This is a genomic window from Pseudooceanicola algae, assembly GCF_003590145.2.
GTDB classification, from domain to species: Bacteria; Pseudomonadota; Alphaproteobacteria; order Rhodobacterales; family Rhodobacteraceae; genus Pseudooceanicola; species Pseudooceanicola algae.
The window spans coordinates 2291650-2315635 of sequence record NZ_CP060436.1 but is presented as its reverse complement, the minus strand read 5'-3'; the positions used below and the strand labels follow the sequence as shown (position 1 = coordinate 2315635).

Annotated in this window: 25 protein-coding genes; 7 read left to right on the top strand and 18 right to left on the bottom strand. The window is 64.4% G+C overall.

What is annotated here, in order from left to right; genetic code table 11:
* Positions 1-107: 107 nt before the first annotated feature.
* The 14 genes from PSAL_RS10835 to PSAL_RS10770 all read right to left on the bottom strand — a co-directional run bounded on the left by PSAL_RS10835 (position 108) and on the right by PSAL_RS10770 (position 15613).
* A complete protein-coding gene (locus PSAL_RS10835) occupies positions 108-1652 on the bottom strand; it encodes a phytoene desaturase family protein (RefSeq protein ID WP_119837720.1) in 1545 nt (514 codons plus the stop codon).
* A 3-nt stretch (positions 1653-1655) separates the two neighbouring features.
* Complete coding sequence (locus tag PSAL_RS10830; protein WP_331274405.1) at positions 1656-3209, bottom strand: indolepyruvate oxidoreductase subunit beta family protein; 1554 nt, start codon at positions 3207-3209, stop codon at positions 1656-1658.
* A 10-nt stretch (positions 3210-3219) separates the two neighbouring features.
* Positions 3220-5364 (bottom strand): thiamine pyrophosphate-dependent enzyme, encoded by a 2145-nt coding sequence (locus tag PSAL_RS10825; RefSeq protein WP_119837721.1) that lies wholly within the window; start codon positions 5362-5364, stop codon positions 3220-3222.
* Positions 5365-5378: 14 nt separating this feature from the next.
* Positions 5379-5825: a MarR family winged helix-turn-helix transcriptional regulator gene (locus PSAL_RS10820; protein ID WP_119837722.1), complete on the bottom strand. Its 447-nt coding sequence runs from the start codon at positions 5823-5825 to the stop codon at positions 5379-5381.
* Positions 5822-7387: a phytoene desaturase family protein gene (locus tag PSAL_RS10815; RefSeq protein WP_119837723.1), complete on the bottom strand. Its 1566-nt coding sequence runs from the start codon at positions 7385-7387 to the stop codon at positions 5822-5824. Before PSAL_RS10815 ends, PSAL_RS10820 begins: the two co-directional genes overlap by 4 nt.
* Positions 7388-7397: 10 nt before the next feature.
* The gene (locus tag PSAL_RS10810) at positions 7398-8192 is read right to left on the bottom strand and encodes a cyclase family protein (protein ID WP_119837724.1); all 795 of its coding nucleotides are present in this window, start codon (positions 8190-8192) and stop codon (positions 7398-7400) included.
* A 398-nt stretch (positions 8193-8590) separates the two neighbouring features.
* Positions 8591-9187 carry a flavin reductase family protein gene (locus PSAL_RS10805; protein ID WP_196941846.1) on the bottom strand — a complete coding sequence of 199 codons (597 nt, stop codon included), beginning with the start codon at positions 9185-9187 and terminating at the stop codon, positions 8591-8593.
* Between the two features lie 48 nt (positions 9188-9235).
* Positions 9236-9976, bottom strand: a complete 741-nt coding sequence (locus PSAL_RS10800; RefSeq protein ID WP_119837725.1) for an HpcH/HpaI aldolase family protein — start codon at positions 9974-9976, stop codon at positions 9236-9238.
* On the bottom strand, positions 9973-11373 hold the full coding sequence (locus PSAL_RS10795) for an FAD-binding oxidoreductase (RefSeq protein WP_119837726.1): 1401 nt from the start codon (positions 11371-11373) through the stop codon (positions 9973-9975). The genes PSAL_RS10800 and PSAL_RS10795 overlap by 4 nt, the downstream gene beginning before the upstream one ends.
* Positions 11370-11876, bottom strand: coding sequence for a V4R domain-containing protein (locus PSAL_RS10790; protein WP_119837727.1), 507 nt, complete (start codon positions 11874-11876; stop codon positions 11370-11372). Before PSAL_RS10790 ends, PSAL_RS10795 begins: the two co-directional genes overlap by 4 nt.
* Positions 11877-11920: 44 nt before the next feature.
* Positions 11921-13234, bottom strand: a complete 1314-nt coding sequence (locus PSAL_RS10785; protein ID WP_331274404.1) for a TRAP transporter large permease — start codon at positions 13232-13234, stop codon at positions 11921-11923.
* An 11-nt stretch (positions 13235-13245) separates the two neighbouring features.
* Entirely contained in the window at positions 13246-13758 is a 513-nt protein-coding gene (locus PSAL_RS10780) for a TRAP transporter small permease (RefSeq protein WP_119837728.1), read from the bottom strand.
* A gap of 115 nt (positions 13759-13873) precedes the next feature.
* On the bottom strand, positions 13874-14863 hold the full coding sequence (gene dctP, locus PSAL_RS10775) for a TRAP transporter substrate-binding protein DctP (RefSeq protein ID WP_119837729.1): 990 nt from the start codon (positions 14861-14863) through the stop codon (positions 13874-13876).
* A 57-nt stretch (positions 14864-14920) separates the two neighbouring features.
* Positions 14921-15613 (bottom strand): GntR family transcriptional regulator, encoded by a 693-nt coding sequence (locus tag PSAL_RS10770; protein ID WP_119837730.1) that lies wholly within the window; start codon positions 15611-15613, stop codon positions 14921-14923.
* On the opposite strand from PSAL_RS10770, the gene PSAL_RS10765 reads away from it, so the two are divergent.
* On the top strand, positions 15612-15773 hold the full coding sequence (locus PSAL_RS10765; protein ID WP_196222684.1) for a hypothetical protein: 162 nt from the start codon (positions 15612-15614) through the stop codon (positions 15771-15773). The genes PSAL_RS10770 and PSAL_RS10765 overlap by 2 nt on opposite strands.
* A 170-nt stretch (positions 15774-15943) precedes the next feature.
* On the opposite strand, the gene PSAL_RS10760 is transcribed toward PSAL_RS10765, so the two are convergent.
* Entirely contained in the window at positions 15944-16372 is a 429-nt protein-coding gene (locus PSAL_RS10760; RefSeq protein WP_119837731.1) for an acyl-CoA thioesterase, read from the bottom strand.
* Positions 16373-16655: 283 nt separating this feature from the next.
* Between PSAL_RS10760 and PSAL_RS10755 the strand changes: the two genes are divergently transcribed.
* From PSAL_RS10755 to PSAL_RS10730, 6 genes are all read left to right on the top strand, one after another.
* Positions 16656-18941, top strand: coding sequence for a bifunctional salicylyl-CoA 5-hydroxylase/oxidoreductase (locus tag PSAL_RS10755; RefSeq protein ID WP_119837732.1), 2286 nt, complete (start codon positions 16656-16658; stop codon positions 18939-18941).
* Positions 18938-19681, top strand: coding sequence for an SDR family NAD(P)-dependent oxidoreductase (locus tag PSAL_RS10750; RefSeq protein ID WP_119837733.1), 744 nt, complete (start codon positions 18938-18940; stop codon positions 19679-19681). The genes PSAL_RS10755 and PSAL_RS10750 overlap by 4 nt, the downstream gene beginning before the upstream one ends.
* Positions 19678-20112, top strand: coding sequence for an acyl-CoA thioesterase (locus PSAL_RS10745; RefSeq protein ID WP_119837734.1), 435 nt, complete (start codon positions 19678-19680; stop codon positions 20110-20112). Before PSAL_RS10750 ends, PSAL_RS10745 begins: the two co-directional genes overlap by 4 nt.
* A 16-nt stretch (positions 20113-20128) precedes the next feature.
* Positions 20129-20542, top strand: a complete 414-nt coding sequence (locus PSAL_RS10740) for a RidA family protein (protein ID WP_119837735.1) — start codon at positions 20129-20131, stop codon at positions 20540-20542.
* Complete coding sequence (locus tag PSAL_RS10735; protein WP_119837736.1) at positions 20535-20912, top strand: hotdog domain-containing protein; 378 nt, start codon at positions 20535-20537, stop codon at positions 20910-20912. The genes PSAL_RS10740 and PSAL_RS10735 overlap by 8 nt, the downstream gene beginning before the upstream one ends.
* A gap of 132 nt (positions 20913-21044) precedes the next feature.
* A complete protein-coding gene (locus PSAL_RS10730) occupies positions 21045-21515 on the top strand; it encodes a MarR family winged helix-turn-helix transcriptional regulator (RefSeq protein WP_119837737.1) in 471 nt (156 codons plus the stop codon).
* A 36-nt stretch (positions 21516-21551) separates the two neighbouring features.
* Here the strand turns inward: PSAL_RS10730 and PSAL_RS10725 are convergent, their stop codons facing one another.
* From PSAL_RS10725 to PSAL_RS10715, 3 genes are all read right to left on the bottom strand, one after another.
* Positions 21552-22361, bottom strand: coding sequence for an SDR family NAD(P)-dependent oxidoreductase (locus tag PSAL_RS10725; protein ID WP_119837738.1), 810 nt, complete (start codon positions 22359-22361; stop codon positions 21552-21554).
* Positions 22358-23200, bottom strand: a complete 843-nt coding sequence (locus PSAL_RS10720; protein ID WP_119837739.1) for a fumarylacetoacetate hydrolase family protein — start codon at positions 23198-23200, stop codon at positions 22358-22360. Before PSAL_RS10720 ends, PSAL_RS10725 begins: the two co-directional genes overlap by 4 nt.
* A gap of 66 nt (positions 23201-23266) precedes the next feature.
* Positions 23267-23692 carry a cupin domain-containing protein gene (locus PSAL_RS10715; RefSeq protein WP_119837740.1) on the bottom strand — a complete coding sequence of 142 codons (426 nt, stop codon included), beginning with the start codon at positions 23690-23692 and terminating at the stop codon, positions 23267-23269.
* Positions 23693-23986 lie beyond the last annotated feature (294 nt).

The window sequence follows — 23986 nt, the reverse complement described above, 5'->3', positions numbered from 1 at the left end:
GCGGCCCGGTTTGCCGGACTCGGCCTTTCATATTTAGTTTTGACTTAAAAAGTTTATAGTTAAAGAAAAATCTGAAGGCGATGGGCAAGAAATCCGGATGCTCCTGCCTACCTGATTGCCTGCGCCGCAAAGAAGCCGGAGCCCGCGCCGGTCCCGGCGCCCGGCCAGCAGGCCGCGCCGATCATCCGCAGACCCGAGATCGGGGTGCGGCCATCGGCAAAGCCACGCACGGGGCGGAACAGGAAGTTCTGCGTCAGGTGGTGCGAGCCGCAGATCTGGTCGCCACCGACGAGGTTGGGGTTTTCGGCCTCAAGCTCCAGCGGGGACACCGCCGTGGCGGCAAGGATGCGGTCGCGCAGTCCGGGGGCCTGCTCCTCGATAAGGTCAAGGATGCGCTCGGTCATCGGCGCCCTGGCGTCCTGCCAGTCCCGCGCGGTGATCTCGCCCTTCGCGTCGCCGGAGATCTCGGCCGGGACCACGCGGGCCTGCACCCAGAGCACCTGCTTGCCCTCCGGCGCGCGGCTGGGATCGAAGACCGAGGGCTGACCCACTACCAACAATGGCGTGTCGGGCAGCAGCCCGGCCTTGGCCTGCGCATAGGTGCGCGCCGCCGTGTCTATGGAACGGCCCACATGGACATAGGCAAAACGGTTCAGCTCGGGCGCCAGCCATGGCACCGGCCCGTCGAGCGCAAGGTGCAGCATCATCGTGCCGGGCGCGTGGCGAAAGGTCTTCATCCCGCGATCAAAACCGGTGCTGCCGCTGTCGCCGATCATCCCGGACAGGTGCTTGGGCGCGAGGCCTGCAAGGATCGTGGTAGCCGCGATGGTTTCGCCATTGGCGATCACTCCGGTGGCCTTGCCGGCCCGGTGCAGGATCTGCGAAACCTCGCAATTGCAGGTGACACGTCCACCGTGGGCTTCGATCATCGCCACCAGCGCGCGGGTCGCGACATCCGCGCCGCCCTTGCCGATGACCATGCCCATGGCCTGTCCCCCCATCGCCTCGAGGTAGGGAAAGATCGCCCCGCCCGCGATGTCGGGCGCGAAATCAAGATGCATTCCCCAGGTCGACAGGGCGGTCCGCAGGCGGGGATCCTCGAAGGTCTGTTCAAGCCAGTCGCGCGGTGAGGACATCAGGAACTGGGCGATCTCCAGACTGCCTGCGGTACCGAGGCGCCGCCATGTCTTCCACAGGAATTTCGCCAGCGGTCCGCGCTGAATCGGCGTGCCAAGCAGGCCGCCGAGGACACCGGCGCGGGCGGGAAAATCCTGCATCAGGGCCTGCCAGGTCGCCTTGTCGGCCGCTGACGCGAAGGTGGCGAGGGTTTCTTCGGGGTTCGTCGTGACGCCAAGATGGTCTCCGGGTTCCATCGCCTGGGCAAAGGGGCGGTCGATGGGCACGAACGCCATGCCGTGTTTCGCCATCTCGTCGCCGTGCTTCGCCATGAAGGCGGAGCCTGCGAACATCGACAGGTTCATCGCCGCCACGTCGTGTCGGAAACCGGGCAGCGTCAGCTCCTCGGTCCGTACGGCGCCACCCGGAGTGGGGCCACGTTCCAGCACGCGGACGGGCTTGCCCCGCGCGGCCAGATCGGCGGCGGCAACAAGGCCGTTGATCCCGGCGCCGATGATGAGGATCGGATCAGCCATGGGTCACCCTGCGAAGCTGCGCACGGTGGCAAGCGCCCCGTCCAGCTTCTCTCCCTTGACGTCATCCAGTGCGGCGGTGCGCAGGCGGCGCATCCAGTCGGCGGCGTCCTCGCGCCCCTCAAGCAGATCGAGGGCGGACATCACCCGCGCGAACTTTGAATGGCCGCGCAGATGGGTGTCCGAATAGCCCTTGATCAGCCGGTAATTGCCCAGCACCTCGGTCGCAAGGGCGCGGTCCGTGGGGGCGGTGTCCAGTACCCTGGCGAACCAGGCGTCGACATGGGCCATCTCGGCCTCGTGCCGCAGCAGGCGGCGGCGGATCGGGCGCAGCGAGGACACGATCCAGAGCATCAGAAACCCGGTCAGGGAGTCGGTGCGGATCCGGCGCCCCTTGTCGAAATGCTTGCCATAGAAGGCCTCGAGCCCCTTGCGCTTCTGAAGCCAGCGCCCGAGGCCCTTCGGCATGGAGGCTGCGAATTCCTCGTACCGCGGGTGGAAATATTCGGTCAGCATCATGACCTGGTCATCCTTCACGACGACCTCGTCGCGCACACGATCGAACCGCGAGGCGCGTGTCTTGATATCCGCCACGCGGGGCAGGTCGTCGTAGCAAAGCGCGCGGGCGCAATACTTGGCGGCGGCGATGGTCAGATCGTAGGGCGCGGCATCCAGCGCCAGCGCCTGTTCGACCATGTCGAGGTATTGGGCGCCGTAGGCCACGTCCTGATAATCGACGACCTTCTTGATGCCGAGGCCGGTCATGTCCTGCACCTCGGCTGGCAGGGCGACGACGCGGGTTTCGACCTTTGCCCAGTCCGCCCGAAGCTTTTCGGGGACGTTCAGCACCGGCACCGGCCGGACCGGGGTTTCGGGCGTCTCGGGCGCGGGCTTTGCCCCGGTGGCAATGTCGTAGGCCGCGGCGAAACTGCGCAGCGAGGCCGCGACCCCGCGACCAGAGGCGCGGATGACCTCTTCGTAGCTTTCACGCGGGAAGGGCAGGGCGCCGGAGCCGGCAAGCGCGCCCAGCAGGGAGGACGAGATGACCGATCCGGCCTGCTTTGCGACCGTCTCCATGTCGAAGGCGACGGTGTGATCGGCGGCAAGACCCATGGCTGCGATCACCTCGGCACTGTCGGCGCGCCCGTCGCCGGGGGCAACCTTTTCAGAGACCGAGGCAATGCGGTGGGTCGAAGCGATCAGCGTGGTGCGGCCCGGCGTGACGAAGCCGCGCATGATTGCCCGGCCGCCTTCCATCAGTTCAGACGCCATCAGGATATCCACATCGCCGATCGAGGGCGACAGCGCAAAAACCGGCATCCGGCCTGTGTCGCGGCACATCTCGATGTAATAGATCGTCGCGCCGGTCCGCTGCGCGACCCCGGCGACCGAGGTCGATTGCGCACGATAGCCGTTTGCTTCGGCCACGGCGACGATCCAGTTGGTCAGGACGCCGCCGCCCTGCCCGCCGACGGCGAGCGCGGCGAGGGTGATGACCTTTTCCCCGTCGGGACCGGGCGAACGGCGGGCGATGATCGGTTGTTGGACTGGCATGTTCATGGGCGTGTCCTCAGGCAAAGGCGACGCGCTTGGCGTCACGGCGGGTTTGCAGCCAGGAGATGACCTTGTGCGCGCGGGTCGCGCGACGTTTTTCGCCATCGGTGGGGTTCGACACGATCTCGGCCTGGTAGAACGAAGGGCACAGGACGGCGGCATCCGCCACTTCGCCACAATTGCCGCAGCCGACGCAGGTCTGGTCGATGGCGGCCACGGGATCGTCCCGCAGGGGGTCGCCGGTGTCCTTCACCGACAGCGACGGACAGCCGGACAGCCGCATGCAGGCGTGATCGCCGGTGCAGATATCCTCGTCCACGCCGAAACGCGGGCGGATGACGCGCTTGCCCTCCTTGGCGGCCTTGGCCAGTTGCGGCTTTACCCGCCGCTGCTTGTTCAGCATGCATTCGGAAGAGGCGACGATGACCTTCGGACCTTCCTCTTCGGTGCTCAGCGCCTCTTTCAGCGTGTCGCGCACCTTGGTCACGTCATAGGTGTGGTCGATCTGGCGGATCCACTTCACGCCCATGCCCTTGCAGGCATCCACGATGGAGTTCTGGGTCTGCTTGGTCTTGTTGTCTGCCCGTGACGACAGGATGTCCTGCCCGCCGGTCGCCGCCGAATAGAAGTTGTCGACGATGACAATCACGTTGTCGGACTTGTTGAAGACCGCGTTCCCGACCGAAGACGTCAGGCCATTGTGCCAGAACCCGCCATCCCCGACGAAGGAGATCGCGCGGCGGCCCTTCTTGTCCTCGTTATGGAAGGCGGCGGCAGAGGCCGGGCCAAGGCCGTAGCCCATGGTCGTCGCCCCAAGGTCGAAGGGCGGCATGATCGAGAAGAGGTGACAGCCGATATCGGAAGAGATGTGATGTTCGCCCAGTTCTTCCTCGACCAGCTTGGTGGCGGCAAAGATCGGGCGTTCCGGGCAGCCGGTGCAGAAGCCCGGCGGGCGGGCGGGCAGGGTGCCGGACAGATCCGGGATGGCGATGGGTTCTTCGTTCGTCGCCACCTTGGCGACCGGCAGAAGACCCGGGGCGTGTTCGCTGAAGAAGGCGCCCAGACCGTCGACCATCACCTGACCGGTGTATTCGCCGCCCATGGGCAGCTTGCCCTTGCCCTCCAGCTTTACCGATTTGCCCTTTTGATACAGCATGTGGGCGATCTGCTGTTCGATGTAATTGGGGTGGCCTTCCTCGACGATCAGCACCGCGTCCTTGCCGTCGCAGAAATCCACGATCTGGCTGTCGACCAGCGGGTAGACACAGTTTAGGCACAGGATATCGACATCCGTATCGCCGTAGAGGTCGGCAAGACCCAGTCGGTTCAGGGCCCGGATGACGGTGTTGTAGGTGCCGCCCTGGATGATCAGGCCAACCCTGGAGGCGGGCGCACCAAAGCGTTCGTTGATGCCGCGCTCCAGGATGAACTGCTCGGCGGCGGGCTTGCGCTTGGTCAGCTTCTCGGCCTCGTGCAGGTAGGTCGCCGGGGGCAACACGATCCGGTCCAGCTTGCGGCGCGGGTTTTCCAGCGCCTCGGAGACCGTCTGCGTGGGGCGCTTGTTGTCGGCAGCGGTGAAATGCCCGTGCACGTGGCAGGACCGGATGCCGACCTGCAGCATGATCGGCGTGTTGGTGGCTTCCGACAGTTCGAAACCATCGCCCACGGCCTTGACGATGGCGGGCAGGTTGGGCCGGGGATCCAGCATCCATACCTGGCTTTTCATCGCGAAGGCATAGGTGCGCTCCTGCATGATCGAGGAACCTTCGCCGTAATCCTCGCCCACGATGATCAGTGCCCCGCCGGTCACACCGCCCGAGGCCAGGTTCGACAGCGCATCCGAGGCGACGTTGGTGCCGACGACGGACTTGTAGGTCACCGCGCCCCGGATCGGGTAATGCACCGAAGCGGCCAGCATCGCGGTGGCGGTGGCCTCCGAAGCCGAGGCCTCGAAATGTACCCCCAGTTCGCCCAGGATCTCCTGCGCGTCCGACAGCACGTCCATCAGGTGCGAGATCGGCGAGCCCTGGTAGCCGCCCACGTAGCCGACGCCGTTTTCAAGCAGGGCCTTGGTAATGGCAAGAATGCCCTCGCCGGTGAAGGTTTCCCCCTCACCCATCTTCAGTTTCTGGACTTCCTTGGCGAATGATCTTTCGGCCATCGGTGGTCTCCTTGTCAGAAATCGTGGTGCCGGATGTCCACGAGGATTTTAAGCAGCATCCGGTTGAATTCGTCCTGCTCGGCCGGGGTCAGGGCCTTGAGCATCGTGTCCTTCATGCGGCCCATCGCGGGCCAGCCGGCGTCATAGGCGGCGCGCCCGGCATCGGTCAGGCTGATCAGGCGAAAGCGGCTGTCCCCGTCTTGCGCCTGGCGCTGGATCAGGCCGGCGCGCTTCATCGTGTCCAGGGTGCGCGACAGGGTGGATTGCTTGATGACCGTCATCACCGAAAGCTCGGTGATCGTGCAGGTGCCGCTTTCCGCCAGGACGGCCAGCGCGCGCATCTGGGCCACGGAAACCCCGGCGTCCTTCAGCGCGGCTTCAACCCCCTTGTTATACCGCGCGATGATGCGGTTCATCAGGTAGGGCGTGAACTCCTCAAGCTCGTCAGAATGGTCGATCATGCGCCAAGCTCCTTGGCGACAAGGAAGCCCGAGCCGCCCGAAAGACCCGGCCCCGGATGGGTCGAGGCGCCGATATGGTACAGCCCCTTCAGGCCGGTCTCATGCCGGACGCTGTCCGCGAAGGGCCGCCAGAGAAAGAACTGGTCCAGCGCGCAGGACCCGCCATAGGGATCACCGCCGACGAGGTTGATGTTATAGGCCTCGAGGTCCGCCGGAGAGATCGCGCGACGGGTGACGACCTGCTCGGCAAACCCGTCGATATGGCTGGCCAGGATCGCCTCGATCCGGTCGGCGTAGGCTTCGCGCAGGGTACTTGTCCACTGGCCGTCTCTGGGTGCCTCGATCAGCCCGGCAGCGTCGCCCTTCACGTGGCGGGGGGCTTCGGGCATTTGCAGCCAAAGCACCGTCTGACCGTTCGGCGCGCGGCTGGGATCGGCGGCGCAGGGCTGGCCGACGCAGATCGTCGGGACCTCGGGCAGCATCCCGCGCTCGGCTTCGTTCCCGGCTTTGGAGACCCCGTCGAGGCCCGGCGTCAGGTGCAGAAGCTGGACGTTTTCCAGCCCTTTGGTCTTCCAGTTCACCGGCCCGTTCAGAAGGTAGTGCAACTGGAAATTTCCCTTTCCATATAGATACTTGCGCAAGTCATCCCTGCGTTCGGGCGTGGGGGCGAGGTCCTGGTAAAGCTGGTTCGGGGTGACAGAGGCCAGCACCATTGGGGCCGTTATTTCTTCGCCGGAGGCCAGGCGCAGGCCGGTGGCGCGGTCGCCGTCGCGGATGATCCGGGTCACCTCGGCGTTGCAGCGTATTTCGCCGCCGTGTTCTTCGATGATCGCGGTCAGGCCGCGCACCATGTTGGCCGCGCCGCCCTTGATCACGGGCGCGCCGGCGGCCTCCAGCGCGAAGCCGATGACCTGGCCCATCTGGCCCGAAAACGCCGCTTCCGGGCCGAGGCCCGCGTGCAGGCACCACGGTGCCCAGAGCGCATGGGTGAGATCGCTGTCAAACGAGGTTTCGAGCCAGCCGCGCATGCTTTGCAAGGCGCCGCCCATGGTGGTGGCCAGCCCGCGCGGCTTGCGCTTCCAGGCCTCGCGACCCAACAGTTTCGCCGTCGCGCGTGACCATGGGTCGCCGCCCATCAGCCCGAAAAGCAGTTCCGCATCCGCGCCGAAGGCGTCCAGGTCGGCGGCAAGCTGGTTTCCGTCACCGGGCGCTTCCGCCTCGAAGGCCGCGACATTGGCAGCGCGGTCCATCCGGTAGGTCAGTGCGCGGCCATCGGGTAGCAGCACGCCGGTCGGTGTGTCCGTGGTGCAGAATTCGACCCCGTGCCGTTCCAGGTTCTTGGCCAGCGCGCCATGCGCCGCCCCGGTAACCCAAAGCACGAAGGTGGTGGCGAGGGGGTCATAGGTCACCCCCTCGGCCAGGGTTTCGGACCGCATGCAGCCCCCCGCGACCGGCGCGCGTTCGAAGACGGCGACGCGTTTGCCGGACCGGGCCAGCATGGCCCCGGCGGCAAGCGCGTTGATGCCGGAGCCGACGATGGCGATATCTGCGGATGCGGTCATGCGGCTGTCCTTACGCGCCGGGCACAAGTGCCAGGGCGCGGATCGGCGACCCGGTGCCCTTGACGATCTTGAGCGGTGCGGTGACCAGGATCGCGCCCTTGGTCGGCAATTCGCTGAGGTTGGTCAGCGACGCCAGGCCGTACTTGTTGTTCTTGTGCAGCAGGTTATGGGCAGGGAAGGGGATCTCGAACCCGCCGGCGGCGCCCGCGTCGGTGCCGATGCACTGGGATCCCCAGCCAAGCGCCTTCTTTTCTTCCATCAGATAGATGATGGTCTCGGCGGTCGGGCCGGGTGTGACGGGGCTGTCGCCGACAACGTTCAGGAACTTGTCCTCATCGGTGTTGTACTGGTCCCAATCCGTGCGGAAGAGTACCCATTCGCCTTCTCCGATCTCGCCATGCTCGGCCTCCCAGGCCTTCACATGGTCGACGGTCAGCAGGAAGCCGGGATCTTCGGCCGCTTCCTTGGAAAAATCGAGCACGTTTGCCGGCGCCACGAAGTTCTGCGGCGCGATGGTGTCGACCGAGCCGTCGGGAAAGTCCTTGCCGGTCACCCAGTGGTGCGGCGCGTCGTAATGGGTGCCGGAATGTTCGCCCAGCTTCAGCCAGTTCCAGGCCCAGAAGGGACCCCGGTCACCGTATTCCGAAATCTTGTGGATCTCGATCGGCGGTGTCTGGTCCGCGATCTCGTCGGGCAGTTTCAGCAGCGGGGTGTCCGGGCCGAGGGGGGCGGTGCAATCGACGACCTTGATCGAACCGTCAAGCAGCGAAGTGGCCAGTTGGGCCAGTGTATCCTGAGCGCTCATCTTGCGTCCTCTCCTGTTGGGATTGGGTTGGTATCTGAGAGATATGCAAATGCATGTACTGAATCTCTTCAAGTTCAAAGTTATTTTTTCGGGAATTTCATTCAGTGCCGCCGATTGGGCAGGCGCGGGCGCGCACTGCTCAAAATATCAGCGAGCCGAAGTGATCCGCTGCCAATAGCCATGTCAGAAGGGAAAATGTGCAGATTGTCGTGCCGGGAATGGCGCGGATGCAAGCCGATTTCCGCCCTGTTCTGTCGCCCATGCCGTGGCGCTTCTTCCTTCGGAATTCACTATATCTTGCAGATATAAAGTAGTTTTTGATCACGCAGGCCGCCGTTCCCCTTGGATGAACAGCGCAGGAGCCTGACCTTGAAGACGACTCTGTTTGCCACCTGCCTTCAGACGCGGAAACGGTCGCGCGTCGTGCAATAGGACATCGCACCGACCCGCCCGATGGGGTCCAGCCGGTCCTGATCGACCCGCCCTTGGGCGTCGAGGCTATCGGCGCGCAGGTAGAAACGCTCGATGGTGCCAAGGATCACGTCTCGGGCAGGGCCGAGCGGGATCTGGCTATGCAGGCGGCATTCCATGGCAACGGGGGCCTCGGCGATGCGGGGCACGTCGATGGCGCCGCCCGGCAGTGTGGCAAGGCCGGTCATGGCCAGTTCGTCGACACCCGGTTCGACCGGTGCCCCACAGGCCTCCATCTGCGCGGCAAGGGCAGCATCGGCGATATGGACGGTGAAGACCCCGGTGCGCAGGATATTCTCGGCCGTGTCCTTGCGCCGCCCGTCCGCACGCGGCTCGATCCCGATCGCCAGGGTTGCCGGGTCGTGGCTGAGCAGCCCGAAGAACGAAAAGGCCGCAGCGTTCGGCACGCCCTCGGCGCTGAGCGTCGTGACGAAGGCCACAGGGCGCGGGGTCACGGCATTGGCCATGAGGCGGTAGCGGTCGACGGGAGAGATTTCGGTGAAGTCGAAACAAGTATGGTCCAAGGTCGGTTCCTTCGGGGGAAGTCGCTGGAGCCCGCTGGAAGCGAGCAGTCAGTCGAGCGGCGCGCTGGCCGCATCGGAGGCCAGGGTCAGAAACAGCGCGTCCGAGCCTTCGATCACGAAGGACAGGCGCTTTAGCCAGGTCCGGCTGGTGTCCCGGTCCGGTGAGAAGATGCCGATGGGAAGATCGGCCGCCTGTCCTGCCGCGATCACCTCGTCGATCAGGGTGTCGAGGCTGCGCGTCTCGTCCCGCGCCGCCAGGTCCACGGCCAGGTCGCCGGGGCCGATCAGTGCCAGGTCGATGCCCGGCACCGCCAGGATCTCGGCCACGCGGGCGACGGCGGCGACCGTCTCGATCTGGACCATGACAACCGTGTCGCGGCGGGCGTCTTCGATATAGCCGGCGATGTTGCGGATGTAGCCGGCCGCGCGGCCGGGCCCGGCGCCCCGCGTGCCTTCGGGGGGGAAGCGCGCGGCCTTGACGACGGCGGCGGCCTCTTGCGCGGAAGAGACATGGGGCACGAGGATACCTGTGGCCCCGGCGTCGAGCGCTGCGGTGATGTTCTGGGCCAGGGCGCTTTGGACGCGGACAAGGACCGGCTGACCGCTAAGGTCACCGGCGCGGATCATCTCTGTCAGCAGAAAGTCCGGGATCGGGCTGTGCTCGGTATCGATGCAGAGGAAATCGGGGTTGGCGCCCCCCATGATCTCGACCACCATGGGCGAAGGGATGGCCACGAAGGGCCCGCGCAGAGGGGTGCGGGCGGCGATGGCGACGCGCAGTCCGGTCATGATGGGACCTCCTGGTCAAAGCTCTTGCCGGGGTTCAGGATACCCTTCGGATCGAGCATTTTCTTGATCTGACGCATCAGCGTGATTTCGGTCGCGGTGCGGCTGTGGCCGAGGTAGTCGCGTTTCAGCAATCCGATGCCATGTTCCGCCGAAACCGTGCCGCCAAGGGCCCCGACGATCCGGTAGACCGTCGCCTTGACCGCGCCATGGGGCTGGTTGCGGCCCGCCTCGGGCAGGTTGACGACCACGTGCAGGTTGGAATCCCCGATGTGGCCGTAGGACAAGACGCGGGCGGTCGGAAAGATCTGCGGGATCTCGGACTCGATCCGGGCGACGGCCTCTGCCATGTGTGCGATGGGGATGCCGACGTCGAAGGGGATGACCGGGCCCAGCAGGGCCTCGTAGTCCGCCGGGCTTTCGCGAACGGCCCAAAACGCGCGTTCTTCCCGGGTCGATCCGGCCAGCACGCCGTCTTCGACCAGGTCAGCCGCGAAGGCCTTGTCGAAGAAGTCTTCCAGGGTTGCGCGGGTCGCCATGTCGTCAAATCCGGTCGCCTCGATGATGACATAGGCGCCATGTTCCCCGGCCAGCGGCGAGCCGAGGCCGCTGGCCCGCGACATGTAATGGAAGAAGCTGGGCCACATGACCTCGAAGCTGGACAGCATCGGGCCGAGCGCGCCGCGTGCCGCGCGCAGCAGGGCGATGGTGGCGGTGGTATCGGCGCAGCCCAGAAAGGCGGTGGCGCGTGCCGCGGGCTGCGGATGCAGGCGCAGGACGCAGCGCGTGATGACGCCCAGAAGCCCTTCGGAACCGATGAAAAGCTGCTTCAGGTCCAGTCCGGCATTGTTCTTCAGCAAGGCGTTCATGCCGTTGATCACGGTGCCGTCGGCCAGGACGACCTCGAGCCCCAGAACGTGGTCGCGCGCCATGCCGTAGCGGATCACGGTGTTGCCCCCGGCGTTGGTGGCCAGCACTCCGCCCAACTGGCAAGAGCCGCGCGCGCCGATGTCGATCCCCAGCATCAGCCCGGCGTCCTGCGCCGCATTCTGCGCGGTTTCCAGTATGACACCGGCCCCGGCGGTCAGGGTGCCGCCATCGGCGTCGACCGCTTCGATCCGGTTCAGCCGTTCAAGGCTGAGGGCAATGCCGCCTGCGTCGGGATGGGCCGCGCCGGAAACGCCGGTCAGGCCGCCCTGGGGCACGACGGGGACCCCCGCCGCATGACAGGCCGCAAGCAGGGCCGAGACCTCGGCCGTGTCGCGCGGGCGCGCCAGAGCCAGAGGCAGCACCGGCGCAAGAGCGGCCCAGTCTTGACGATATTTCGGTGATATCGCATCCCCGAGAGTGACGACATCCGCGCCAAACGTTTTCAGCAGTGAGGCGGCGAAGTCGTTCACGCGGTCTTCTCCGGGCGCAGGGTGGCGACAAAGGTGCAACGCGGCGCGCCCATGGCGGTACAGGTTGTTTCCGCCACATCGACCGGGCCGCCCAGAACCATCGGAGAGATGGCCCGCAACATGCCCAGAATGGGCGTGCAGACCGGCCGGTCTGCCGCGCCGTATCCCATGGCAAAGGGGGAGCCTTCGACCGTCACGGTCAGGACATCCTTGTCCCGCGTGGTGCTCCAGCGGCCCCAGCCGAGTTGCGGCGCGGTTTCGCGAATGACGGCCAGCAGGGCCTCGCCATCATCCGCGCCTGCGGCTTGATAGCTTTGCGCGGACTTGCCGCCATTGATGTGGATGCTTTCCGCCATCGCAGCGAGCACTGCCCCACGCTGGTCTTCGGGCAGGGCAAGCGCGATGCCCATGACGGCTTCGGGCTTGATGAAGATATAGCGCATGGCACCGTCGAAATAGGTGCCGGCCTCCGGGTCGAAGACGACCCTGTCACGGAAACTCATGGGGTGCTCCTTGTTTCGTATGGTTGGGGTTTTCGACCCGCCGGCTACATCAGCGACGGGATCAGCGTTGCCAGGATCGGGAAGGTGATGACCAGCGCGATCAACAGGAAGACGCAGGCGATATAGGGCAGGGCGGCCCGCGCCACTTCGGGCAGGGTGGTGCCTGGTGGGCTGACCCCGTACATCACGAACAGCAGCAGGCCGAAGGGTGGCGTGGTAAAGCTGACCTCGAGCATCAGCAGCATGATCAGTCCCCACCAGACCATGTCGAATTGCAGGCTTATCGCCAGCGGTACGAAGATCGGCAGCGTGATCAGCATCATCGAGATCTGGTCCATGAACATCCCAAGCACCAGCAGGATCAGCGCCATGACCAGCAGGGTCTGCGTCGGCCCCATGTCCAGCGAGGTGGCCCAGCGGACCATCCCCGAGGAGGCGCCTGAAAAGGCCAGCAACTGTGCAAAGGTAGACGAGGCGGTGATCAGCAGGAAGGTCATCCCGGTGACGCGCGCCGCATCGCTGATCGCGGTGGTGACCGCCTTCAGGTCGAGCGCCTTGAACAGCAGCGCCAGAATGGCGACGGCCATGATGCCAAGGGCGCCGCTTTCGGTCGGGGTGGCGATCCCGGTCAGGATCGACCCGACGACGGAAAAGATGATGACGGCCATCGGCAGGATGTCGCGGGCAAAGATGAACAGGCGTTCGCCCAGGGGCTTGGGTTCATAGTCATAGCTGGGCGCTGCCTCGGGATCCCATTTGGCCTGCACGAAGATCAGGGCGGCATAGAGCAGCGCAAGGATGAGGCCCGGCAGCAAACCGGCAACCAGCAACCCGCCAATGTCGATCCGCGCCAGCGAACCGAAAAGCACGGCCAGCGCCGAGGGCGGAATGATCACCGCAAGGCCACCCGAGCCAAGGATCGGGCCGATGGCCATGTGCTTCTTGTAGCCTCGCTTCATCATCTCGGGCACCATGAGCGTGCCGAGCATCCCGGTATTGGCCAGCGACGACCCCGAAAGGGCGGCAAAGACCGTGCCGGATGTCACCGTCAGATAGGACAGTCGCGCCGGCAGCCGACCGATCAGCACGTCGATCGCGTCCAGCACCCTGCGGGCCAGGCCGGAATGGAAGAACAGCGCGCCCATCACCAGAAACAGCGGCACCGGCGCCAGTGAATATGTCGAGACCGCTATGGTGGCATTTGCGATCATCTGGTCGATGCCACGGGCGCCGCCCATGAAGAGGAAGACACCGAGGATGTTGATGAAGAAAAAGCCGAGCGCCACCGGCAGTCCGATTCCCATCGACAGCAGCAGCCCGCCGATCAGGATCGCGATAGAAAGGGTCCAGTCCATCATGATTTAAGGCCTCACATGCCTGCATGGGCGTCGGGGGACGCACCGAAAAAGCTCTCTCCACGTATCGGGAAAGCCAGGAATTGCAGCCCGCCGAAGAAGAAGCCGAGCGGCATGGTCGCGTAGATGAGCCAGTTCGGCATGTCGTAGGAGCGGACCTCGTAGGTGCCCTTGATCAGCGCGGTCAGGAACGAATCCGCGGTTTGCCAGGCCAGGTAGAAACAGATCAGCGCCGACAGGATGTGCAGACCGAGTTCCCAGGTCTTGCGCAGGCCGTCGGGCATGTAGGTCAGCAGGACCTCGACACAGACGTGGCCGCGTGTGCGCACCAGTTCCGGCAGGCAGAGGAAGGTGATGTGAAGCATCGCGTATTCCACGGAATTCACTGCCCAGACCGCCGTCGGCAGCCCAAGGTTCCGCGACAGGACGTCATAGGTGACAAGGGCGACGATGCCGAAGATCAGCAGGCAGGCAAGCCGGAACAGCAGCAGGGAAATCGCATCGAGGATGCGCAGGGAAAGGGACATGACGGGACCTTTGACGAATGCGGGCACGGCCCCGGTGTTCCGGGGGTATCGGCGGATCGGGCGGGGCAGGGATCACCGAAGCGGGCAGCATCCGTGCCGCCCGCTTCGGCTGGTTTCAGAAGTCTTCGAAGAAGACAGCCTTCAGGTCGTCATGATGGGTGGCATCCCGGCTTTGCAGGCGGGCCCAGGCAATGTCATAGGCCGTGGTCAGGAAAAGCTCGCGCTGCTCACCGGTCAGCTCGATCGTCTCCATGCCGTTCTCGGCCATGATCGCGGTTTCTTCCTCGTTCAGCGCGATATTGGCCTCGTAGGAGGTTTGCTCATGCTCGATCGCGGCCTGCTGGATGATCTCCTTGGCTTCGGGGGAAAGCCCGTCCCAGCTGTCGAGGTTCATGCTGATCAGGACGTCGGTCTGGAAAAAGCCCGGGTCGATGCGGTACTTCACGAACTTGTCCCAGCCGAAATCGCGCAGGCCGGTGACCGGCCAGCCGGTGCCATCCACGACACCGCGTTCAAGAGAGGTATAGACCTCGCCAGCGGGCTGAACGACGATGGTGGCGTCCAGTTCCTCGAGGAAGGCCCTGAACAGCGGCGCGGCGCGCAGGCGCATGCCGTTGAGGTCAAGCTGGCCGTCTTCCGCGATGGCGGGCTTCTTGGTCATCCACAGGTGGAACCCGGCCCCGCCATCGACATGGGCCAGGACATGGGCATTGGCCTTTTCGTGGAAGATGTCGTTGATCATCTCGATGCCGCCATCGGCGCGCAGGCTCAGCGGGTCGCGGTTGGAACCGGCAAAGGCTTCGCCTTCGGGGACAATGTTCAGGTAAAGACCGGCGGGCAGCAGGAACATGTCCGCGATGCCGTTCTGCTGGGCTTCGCCCATGCGTGTTGGCGGGATGGTTTCGGGGCCGCCGATGACCTGGATCTGGACGATGCCTTCGCCGCGTTCATTCACCAGGTCGACGAAGCCCTGGAAATTGCGTGCAAAGGAAACCTGCGCGGGCGTGAAGGTGATCGCGCGGATCAGGTCCTCTGCCTGCGCGGCGACCGAGGAAAGCCCCAGGATCGCAGCCGCAAAGCCGCTGTAGAGAAACGTTTTTTTCATGATATCCTCACTGTTGGTTGTGTCACATCCGTTGACCGGCTCTGCGTGACGTCGAAATTATTGCCCGCCGCAATCGCGAAGCGGCGTCGGCCTTAGGGTGCCTTCCGCATCGGCCTGTTCGAAAAAGGCCAGGGCGGCGTCGACGAAATCTGTCATCGCGGCCTGGGCGGCCTCTGCGTCCCGGTCCACGAAGGCGCGGGCAAGCACGCGTGCTCCGGCAGTGGCCGCCCTGCGCCCTTGTTCGGAATGCAGGGTCGCGGCGCGCACCAGTTGCACCTGAAGGTGATAGCGTTCCAGCGTCGCGCGCAGCCGCCGGTTGGGGGTGCGGGACAGCCAGAAGTGCCGGAACCGCCGGTTGGCGATCGCCGAGGCCGTTGGCGTCCCTGCATCCCGGATGCCGTCCCGCAATCCCAGGAAGGTCAGGTCTTCGCCCGGTTGCGCCCGTGCCACGACAGAGGCAAAGGCCACGGGTTCCAGCGCTCGACGGATCTGGAAGATCTCGCGGATGTCTTCGATCGAGGGGCGGATGACCACGTAGCCGGCCGGCCGGGCGCTCTGGATCAGCCCATCGTTTTCAAGTCGGTTGAGCGCCTCGCGCACCGGCGTCCGGGATACGTCGAGGTCCCGGGCGATCGCCGCTTCGATCATGCGCTCTCCGGAAAGGCGGCGGTTCTGCGCGATATCTTCCAGCAGGTCTTCGTAGACCTTCTGGGCCAGCGGCAGCGGCTTGGCCTGGATGATTGTCTGCATGAGAAATCCCCTTCTCTTGCTGTATACCTTTAAGTCTAAACTAAATGGCGCAAGGAAAAACTGGGAGGGGAGGTCAAAAACCGGCGGATTGCCGAAAATGCCGGGCGGTTTGCCGGATTTTGACGCTTTTGCCGAATATTTTTCAGGAGTGGACTATTGAAGTCCGCCTTATCCGCCCCCCGATTGCAGCCCCCCGAGTCGCGGGCCGTCGGGGGGGGGGGCGTCGGTTGGCCAGACCGATCACACACCGCGCCCTGCCGCGTCTGGGGGCGGTGTTGTCGCTCTGCGGTCATTTTCCCATCCAGGCGCGAAGTGGCCTGGGGGCGCCGTTCAGGCCTCGTCAGTCAGGAGTTCGGGGTGCAGATATGTCGTCAGGCCGAGGCGGCAGTCTTCAGGCCAGGGGTGGGACTTGTGGTCGACGGTCGAGGTCATGACGATCAGTTGCTCGATGGTCCAGATGACCTCTCCGTCCACTTCGACAACGGTATAAAGGTCAAGCGAGGATTTCCCGATGCGGCGCACATGGACATTAAAGTCCAGGGTGTCGCCGTAAACGGCCGGCTTCTTGAAAAGGATGTTCATCTTGAGGCTGGGCAGGCCAAGCTTGCGGTCGTACATCAACTCCTTCCAGGTGACACCGAAAGAGGCGAACATTGCCTCGTTTACATCGACGAGCATGGAAAGGTAGGCCGGGTGATAGGCGATCCCTGTAAGATCGCAGTCACCAAAGCGCATGGGCTTGGATATCTTGAACGGCATGGCGGGTCCTCTTGAATTGGTCGGGCCGGCGCCCCGCGCCACTGATGAAGGCCAGGAATTGAGGCGGAAGGTGGTCCCTATGTATTTTGTGTCTAAAGAATATGTGATCCCGCCAACAGGTCAAGAACTCCTGTCACTCGCGCTGACTTCGGGTCAATAAAAATGCGCGAACCTAGAGGGATTGCAGGGGGGAGCCCCGGTTTCAGGGGCAATATTTATTTTAGTCTTGAAGTAGTTTGTCGAATCGATACTTTGAGGGGAAACCAAGCAGGGAACCTGAATCATGAAGATCGCTGTACTGGGCGGAGGCCCCGCCGGCCTTTACTTCGCAATTTCGATGAAGCTGCGCGACGCGGCGCATGATGTCACGGTCTACGAGCGGAACCGGACCGATGACACCTTCGGCTGGGGCGTCGTGCTTTCGGACGAGACGATGTCGAATTTCGAGGGCAACGATCCGGTCAGCGAAAAGATGATCCGCGATCACTTCGCCTATTGGGATGACGTGAAGGTCGTGCGCGGGCAAGAGGCCATGACCTCTGGCGGTCACGGCTTCTGCGGGATTGGCCGCAAGCAGATGCTGCTGCTTCTGCAGGACCGCGCGCGGCAGGTTGGCGTGGCCCTTGCCTATGAAACCGAGATCACGCCGGAAGGGTTGGAAAAGCTGAAGTCGGAATGCGACCTTGTCGTTGCCTCGGATGGTCTGAATTCCCGCACGCGCCAGATCCACGAGGATGCCTTCAAGCCCGAGATCGACATGCGGCGGAACCACTTCGTCTGGCTTGGTACGCATCAGAAATTCGATGACGCCTTCACCTTCATCTTCGAAAAGACCGATCATGGCTGGATCTGGGCCCATGCCTATCAGTTCGACGATGACACGGCGACCTTCATCGTGGAGTGCGGCCCCGAGGTCTACAAGGCCTTCGGTTTCGACACCCTGAACCAGGAAGACAGCATCGCGCTGTGCGAAAAGATCTTCGCGCGTCACCTCGGTGGCCATCCGCTGATGACCAACGCGGGCCATATCCGCGGCTCTGCCTGGATCCAGTTCCCGCGTGTGACCTGTGAGAACTGGTATTTCGACAATGTCGTGCTGCTGGGGGATGCCTCGGCCACGGCGCATTTCTCGATCGGGTCGGGGACCAAGCTGGGGATGGAAAGCGCCATCGCACTGGCCGACGAACTGAATTCCGGCAAGCCGTTGCAGGAGGCCCTTCAGACCTATCAGGAAGAACGCAAGTTGCAGGTGCTGCGGGTCACTTCGGCCGCACGCAATTCGACCCAGTGGTTCGAGGAGGTCGAGCGTTACCTGACCCTCGACATGATGCAGTTCACCTATGCCCTGCTGACCCGGTCGCAACGGATCAGCCACGAAAACCTGCGACTGCGCGATCCGGCCTGGCTGGCCTCTGCCGAGGCCTGGTTTCAGGCGCGGGCGGGCAGCAATTCCGCCCGCAGCCCGATGTTCGCGCCTTTCACGCTACGCGACATGACGCTTGCGAACCGCGTCGTCGTTTCGCCCATGGCGCAATACAAGGCGCAGGACGGGATGCCGACCGACTGGCATTTCGTGCATTACGCCGAACGCGCCAAGGGCGGGGCCGGTCTGGTCTTTACCGAAATGCTCTGCGTCAGCATGGAAGGCAGGATCACGCCGGGCTGTCCCTGTATCGGCGACGATCAGGTGCCCGCATGGGCCCGTCTGGTCGATTTTGTCCATGGCGAAACCCCGGCAAGGATCTGCGCCCAGATCGGCCATGCGGGCCGCAAGGGATCGACCCGGCTTGCCTGGGACGGGATCGACAAGGCGCTGCCGGATGGCGAAAACTGGGACCTTCTGTCGGCCTCCGCGATCCCGCTGCTGAAGGGCAACGTCATCCCGAAGGAAATGGACCGCGCCGACATGGACATGGTTCGCGACCAGTTCATCGCCAGCACGCGCGCTGCCAATGCGGCCGGTTTCGACATGATCGAGATGCACGCGGCGCACGGCTATCTTCTGGCCTCCTTCATCTCTCCGGTGACCAACAAACGCAGCGATGCCTATGGCGGCAGTCTCGAGAACCGGATGCGCTTCCCGTTGGAGATCTTTGCGGCAATGCGCGCAGAATGGCCCGTCGAAAAGCCGATGACGGTCCGGATTTCCGCCCATGACTGGATGGGCGAAGACGCCGTGACCCCGGAGGATGCGGTCAGGATTGCGGCCCTGTTCAAGCAGGCCGGCGCCGATGCGATCAACGTGTCCTCCGGGCAGACCGACAAGGCCGAGCAGCCGATCTATGGACGTATGTTCCAGGTGCCCTTCGCGGATCAGGTCCGCAATGAAATCGACCTGCCCACTCTGGTTGCCGGCAATATCTATGAGCCGGACCATGTGAATTCGATCCTGATGGCCGGGCGCGCGGATCTTGTCCTGCTGGCCCGCCCGCACCTGGCCGATCCCTACTGGACGCTGCATGCCGCGGTCGACCTGGGAGACACTGAACAGACCTGGCCCGCGCCCTACGAAGGGGGGCGGCGGCAGGCCAACACACTTGCCGAACGGGCAAAGGCCATGGCGCAATGATGCTCGAGGGGCGCAGCGCCTTCGTGACCGGTGGCGGGTCCGGCGTCGGGGCGGTTATCGCCACGCTTTTGGCGGGCGAGGGGGCGCAGGTCACGATCTGCGGTCGCCGGATCGAACCGCTTGAAGCGGTCGCCGCATGCCACCCGGGCATTCGGACGGTTGTCTGCGATGTGACGGACGAAGCGGCGCTGATACGTGCTGTTGCAGACGCGGCGCCGGATATCGTTGTGGCCAATGCCGGTGCTTCGACAAGTGCGCCTTTCGCCAAGACGGAACTTGCCGCGTTCGAACGCATGATCTCGGTGAATTTGACCGGCACCTTCCTGACCCTGCGGGAGGGCGTGCGGGCGATGCAGGGCAAGCCCTGGGGGCGGCTGATCGCCATCGCCTCGACCGCCGGGCTGAAAGGGTATCCTTATGTCGCGCCCTATGCGGCCGCCAAGCACGGCGTGGTCGGCATGGTGAAGTCCGTCGCGCTGGAGCAGGCCCGCAAGGGGGTGACCGTCAACGCCATCTGCCCCGGCTTTCTGGATACGGAGATGACCGAACGCTCGATCGCCACTATCGTTGCCAAGACCGGCCGCAGCCCCGAAGAGGCCCGCGCCACGGTGGAAGCCACCAACCCGATGCAGCGCCTCGTGCCGCCCGAAGACGTGGCGCGTGCTGTCCTTTGGCTGTGCGGGGAAGGGTCGGATATGGTCACGGGGCAGGCGATCTCCGTCTCCGGGGGCGAGACGTGACCCAGGTTTTCAGCATCCGCCGTCAGGTCGAATTCAATCACTGCGACCCGGCGGGCATCGTATTCTATCCCCGTTATTTCGAGATGATCTCGGCCCTCATCGAACGCTTCTTCGCGGATGCAGTCGGCGTCAGTTGGAAGGCCATGGCCGCCACCGAAGGTACCGGCACGCCGATGGGCGACATCCACATTCGTTTCGAGGCGCCGTCGCGGTTGGAAGATCTTCTGGATCTCTCGCTTTCGGTGGCCGCCATCGGTGGGGCCTCGGCCCGCTTCGCGCTGCGCTGTACCTGCGCCGGCGAACTTCGTTTTACCGGCGAGGCCACCGTGATTTACGCCAGCCTCGATTCCGGATCCGGCGCCCGCGCTGCCCGCTGGCCGGACCCCGTGCGCCAGTCCATGTCGCGATACCTCGACGCCCCAGATACCTGACAGGAAAGACCCGAAGATGACCGCTTTGACCCCGCACATGTTCCTTCAACCTGATGGCTGGATGCCGGCCAAGGGCTATGCCAACGGCGTTCTGGCCGAGGGCCGCATCCTCTTTACCGGCGGGCTGGTCGGCTGGACCGGCAATCAGGAATGGCAGCATCACGACATGGCGGGCCAGTTCCGCCAGACCCTGTTGAACATCGTGGCTGTCCTTGCAGAAGCCGGTGCGCGGCCCGAACACCTTGTGCGCCTGACCTGGTACATTACCGACAAACGCGAATACCTCGACAATCTGCGCGCTTTCGGGGCCGCCTACCGCGAGGTGATCGGCCGCCACTTTCCCGCCATGGCCGTGGTTCAGGTCACCGGTCTGATGGAGGACGCAGCCCGGATCGAGATCGAGGCGACAGCGGTCCTTCCACATGACTGACCTCGGGGTTGGGACGGCGGCCTTGCCGGTTCTGATGACCATGGCGCCCCTTGACGCGGTGACCCCGCGCGGCGCCGTGACCGGTGGCTGGATGCTGACACAGCTTGATCTGGCGGCGGGGCTGGCCGGGCGCCGGGCCTCGGGGGGCGAGGCGCTGATCCTGTCGATCAAGGATCTGACCTTTCGCGATGCTCTGCGCGCAGGCGAGGATTTCCAGATCCGGGCAGAGCTGACCCGCAAGGGCAACACTTCCTTTAACCTGCTTCTTTCCGCCTGGGCCGGTGCCTCTGAGCCGCAGCGTGAGATCTTTCAGGCTGACGTCCTCATGGTCGCGGTCGATGCCGAAGGGACGCCACGGAAGCTCTTGTGATGCAAGGGGTCGGCGTCGCTGACCGCCGCCCTGGCCCATTCTGCTGCGGTTTCGCATCTTTTCCTTTACCTCTGCCGCCTTAGGTTGATACTTGAAGCAATTTCCACGCAGACTTGCGGAACAGGCGGACCCATGGACCAGCAGACCCGGCATGAAATCAACGATGACGGTCTGGCCCGACACAGGCTGAGGTTGTGGCTGCAGATGCTGAAGGCCACGCGCTGTGTCGAAGGCCAGCTGCGCGAACGGCTGCGGTCGGGGTATGAAACGACGCTGCCCCGGTTCGACGTGCTGGCGGCGCTTCATGCCGCGCCCGAAGGCATGAAGATGAGCGAGCTTTCCCAGCACCTCGTGGTCTCCAACGGCAATGTGACGGGTGTGGTCGACCGGTTGGTGGCCGAAGGTCTGGTCGAGCGACAGAACCTTGCCTCGGACCGTCGCGCCTTTCTGGTGCGGATCACCGAAAAGGGCCGCGCCCTGATGGACGAGATGACCGCAGAGCATCTGACATGGATCGACGAGATGTTTCGTGATGTCTCAGAGGCAGATGCGGCGCGCGGGATTTCCATCATGCTCGACATTCGCCGCAAGCAGAAAGCCTGAACGCAGGCCCCGCCGGGGCCCACGTTCGACTCGGGGTCACAGGAGTCCGGTTTCCCGTGCGACCCGACGATAGGCCGCACCCGCGGTAAAGCCGCCGTCGATCACGAAATCCTCGCCGGTGATGAAGGACGCGCCTTCGGAGGCAAGAAAAAGCACCAGTTGCGCCACCTCGATGGCCTCACCCGCGCGCTGTGCCGGGGTCATGTCGATCATCGGCCCCAGGTGCGGCGACTTGCGGTTGAGGTCGGTGACGATCAGGCCGGGGCAGATCGCGTTGACACGGACGCCGTCTTCGGCGAACTCCATCGCGGCGGACCGGGTCAGCCCGCGCAATGCCCATTTCGACGCGGTATAGGCCGGGTCGTAATGGCCGGAAAACCCGCTGTTGGACGAAATGTTGACGATGCTGCCGCCACCGGTCTGCGCCATCAGGGGCGCGCCCAGCCTGGTCCCGATAAAGGCGCCGGTGGCGTTCACGTCCAGCACCCTGCGCCATTCCTCGACAGACATGTCGCGAATGATCTTGCGGTTGATGATGCCTGCGTTGTTGACCAGAACGTCCAGCTGCCCTGTCCAGTCGCGCACAATGTCCATCGCCTGCGCCCAGCCGGCCTCCGAGGTGACGTCCAGTTGCAGGAACTGCGCACTGTGTCCTTCGGCGTTCAGCCGCGCGGCAAGAGCCGCCCCTTCGTCTTCAAGGACATCGCAGATCAGGACCGCGGCGCCGGCGCTTGCCAGCAGTTCGGCCTCGACGGCGCCTTGACCGCGGGCGCCGCCGGTGACGATGGCTGTCTTGCCGGTCAGGTCCGTCAGGGCCGCGCGGGCCTTGTGGAAGTCGACGTTCATGCCTGCACCATCACCTGGCGCTGTTCGCCAAGGCCTGCTGCGCCAAGGGTCACGACCTGCCCGGCCTTCAGGAAGGTCGGGGGCTTCATGCCCAAGCCAACGCCCGGCGGGGTTCCGGTAGCGATGATGTCCCCCGGTTCCAGCGTCATGAACTGTGAGATGTAGTGCACCAGGAAGGCGGCCCCGAAGATCATCGTCCGGGTGTTGCCGGTCTGGCGGCGTGTGCCGTCCACGTCCAGCCACAGGTCGATGTCCTGCACATCCGCGATTTCGTCTTTCGTGACCATCCAGGGGCCGACGGGGCCAAAGGTGTCATGGCTCTTGCCCTTGACCCATTGGCCGCCCCGCTCGGACTGGAACCGGCGTTCGGACACGTCATTGACCAGCGCATAGCCCGCCACGTGGTCCAGAGCCTGGTCTTCCGGGACGTATTTCGCGGTGCTGCCGATGACGATGCCCAGTTCGACCTCCCAATCAGTCCGGTCCGAGGTGCGGGGTATTTCCACGTCGTCGTTCGGGCCGCAAAGCGCGCTGGTGGATTTCATGAACAGGATCGGTTCCTCGGGGGGTTCCTTGCCGGTCTCCCTGGCGTGGTCGGAGTAGTTGAGCCCGACGCAAAGGAACTTGGCCGGCCGCGCGATGGCGGACCCGAGGCGCGGCGTGCCCCCGACCAGCGGAAGGTCGGCGGGATCGGCGGCGGCGATGCGCGCCAGCCCCCCCGGCGACAGGGCGGCGCCATCGATTTCGGGCACGATGGTCGAAAGATCGCGGATCCGGCCCTGATCATCAAGGATGCCGGGTTTCTCCGACCCGACGGGGCCGTAGCGAAGCAGTTTCATCTTGTCTTCCTTTTTCGCGTGGCCCGTTTCGGGGCCGGGGAGGTCGCGCAGGGGAGAGGGCAGGGGTCAGGCGCGGCGGTAGCCTTCCAGCGCCTCGTCAGGGATCTCGGGCAGGTTGGTGACCAGGTTGTCCGGGGTGCGGCAGGTCAGCCAGACCAGTTCCTCGGTCGTGGACATGTTGACCTCGACATGGGGCATGTAGGGCGGGACGAAGACGAAATCCCCTTCGTACATGTCGATGAAGTCGCGGTAGTCCTCGCCAAAGTAGATCCGGCCGTGGCCTTTCAGGACATAGCCGCCGGTCTCGCATTCCTCGTGGTGATGCGGCGGCGAACGGTGGCCGGGGTCGTTGCTCACTCGGCCGAACCAGATCTTCTTGGCAGGCGTATGCTGCGGGCTGACGCCGGACTTGCGGACGCATTCGCCCGACTGCAACGTGTTCTCTCCCAACTCGGCAGAGCGGGTGACAACGGGGACAACCGTGTCGGTCATGGTATTCCTCCCGGAAATGAACGGCTCCGGCCCTGGCGGGCGGGATGGTCCGACATTTCCACAGGGTATTTCATACTTCAAGTAAAAAGGAGGGGTGATTGAAGTGCCTCAAGGCAACGAAAATGCGGACAGGCAGCAAGAAGGCACAGTTCTTACTGTCTGTGGCTGGGCGTCAACTTGAGGGTTCGCTTTGGATCTGAAGGGAAATCAGTGAGCCGTTGGGGCCACCCGGCGATGGACCGTACGGGCGTGAATGCCCTGCATCGCGAGGCCTTGCCACCACCTTCTGCGCCA

Bases quoted from the DNA above. Each gene is read 5' to 3' on its own strand.
- PSAL_RS10835 (WP_119837720.1), bottom strand. From the start codon at position 1,652: ATGGCTGATCCGATCCTCATCATCGGCGCCGGGATCAACGGCCTTGTT.
- PSAL_RS10830 (WP_331274405.1), bottom strand. From the start codon at position 3,209: ATGAACATGCCAGTCCAACAACCGATCATCGCCCGCCGTTCGCCCGGT.
- PSAL_RS10825 (WP_119837721.1), bottom strand. From the start codon at position 5,364: ATGGCCGAAAGATCATTCGCCAAGGAAGTCCAGAAACTGAAGATGGGT.
- PSAL_RS10820 (WP_119837722.1), bottom strand. From the start codon at position 5,825: ATGATCGACCATTCTGACGAGCTTGAGGAGTTCACGCCCTACCTGATG.
- PSAL_RS10815 (WP_119837723.1), bottom strand. From the start codon at position 7,387: ATGACCGCATCCGCAGATATCGCCATCGTCGGCTCCGGCATCAACGCG.
- PSAL_RS10810 (WP_119837724.1), bottom strand. From the start codon at position 8,192: ATGAGCGCTCAGGATACACTGGCCCAACTGGCCACTTCGCTGCTTGAC.
- PSAL_RS10800 (WP_119837725.1), bottom strand. From the start codon at position 9,976: ATGACCGGACTGCGCGTCGCCATCGCCGCCCGCACCCCTCTGCGCGGG.
- PSAL_RS10790 (WP_119837727.1), bottom strand. From the start codon at position 11,876: ATGAGTTTCCGTGACAGGGTCGTCTTCGACCCGGAGGCCGGCACCTAT.
- PSAL_RS10785 (WP_331274404.1), bottom strand. From the start codon at position 13,234: ATGATGGACTGGACCCTTTCTATCGCGATCCTGATCGGCGGGCTGCTG.
- PSAL_RS10780 (WP_119837728.1), bottom strand. From the start codon at position 13,758: ATGTCCCTTTCCCTGCGCATCCTCGATGCGATTTCCCTGCTGCTGTTC.
- dctP (WP_119837729.1), bottom strand. From the start codon at position 14,863: ATGAAAAAAACGTTTCTCTACAGCGGCTTTGCGGCTGCGATCCTGGGG.
- PSAL_RS10765 (WP_196222684.1), top strand. From the start codon at position 15,612: ATGAGAAATCCCCTTCTCTTGCTGTATACCTTTAAGTCTAAACTAAAT.
- PSAL_RS10770 (WP_119837730.1), bottom strand. From the start codon at position 15,613: ATGCAGACAATCATCCAGGCCAAGCCGCTGCCGCTGGCCCAGAAGGTC.
- PSAL_RS10760 (WP_119837731.1), bottom strand. From the start codon at position 16,372: ATGCCGTTCAAGATATCCAAGCCCATGCGCTTTGGTGACTGCGATCTT.
- PSAL_RS10755 (WP_119837732.1), top strand. From the start codon at position 16,656: ATGAAGATCGCTGTACTGGGCGGAGGCCCCGCCGGCCTTTACTTCGCA.
- PSAL_RS10750 (WP_119837733.1), top strand. From the start codon at position 18,938: ATGATGCTCGAGGGGCGCAGCGCCTTCGTGACCGGTGGCGGGTCCGGC.
- PSAL_RS10740 (WP_119837735.1), top strand. From the start codon at position 20,129: ATGACCGCTTTGACCCCGCACATGTTCCTTCAACCTGATGGCTGGATG.
- PSAL_RS10735 (WP_119837736.1), top strand. From the start codon at position 20,535: ATGACTGACCTCGGGGTTGGGACGGCGGCCTTGCCGGTTCTGATGACC.
- PSAL_RS10730 (WP_119837737.1), top strand. From the start codon at position 21,045: ATGGACCAGCAGACCCGGCATGAAATCAACGATGACGGTCTGGCCCGA.
- PSAL_RS10725 (WP_119837738.1), bottom strand. From the start codon at position 22,361: ATGAACGTCGACTTCCACAAGGCCCGCGCGGCCCTGACGGACCTGACC.
- PSAL_RS10720 (WP_119837739.1), bottom strand. From the start codon at position 23,200: ATGAAACTGCTTCGCTACGGCCCCGTCGGGTCGGAGAAACCCGGCATC.
- PSAL_RS10715 (WP_119837740.1), bottom strand. From the start codon at position 23,692: ATGACCGACACGGTTGTCCCCGTTGTCACCCGCTCTGCCGAGTTGGGA.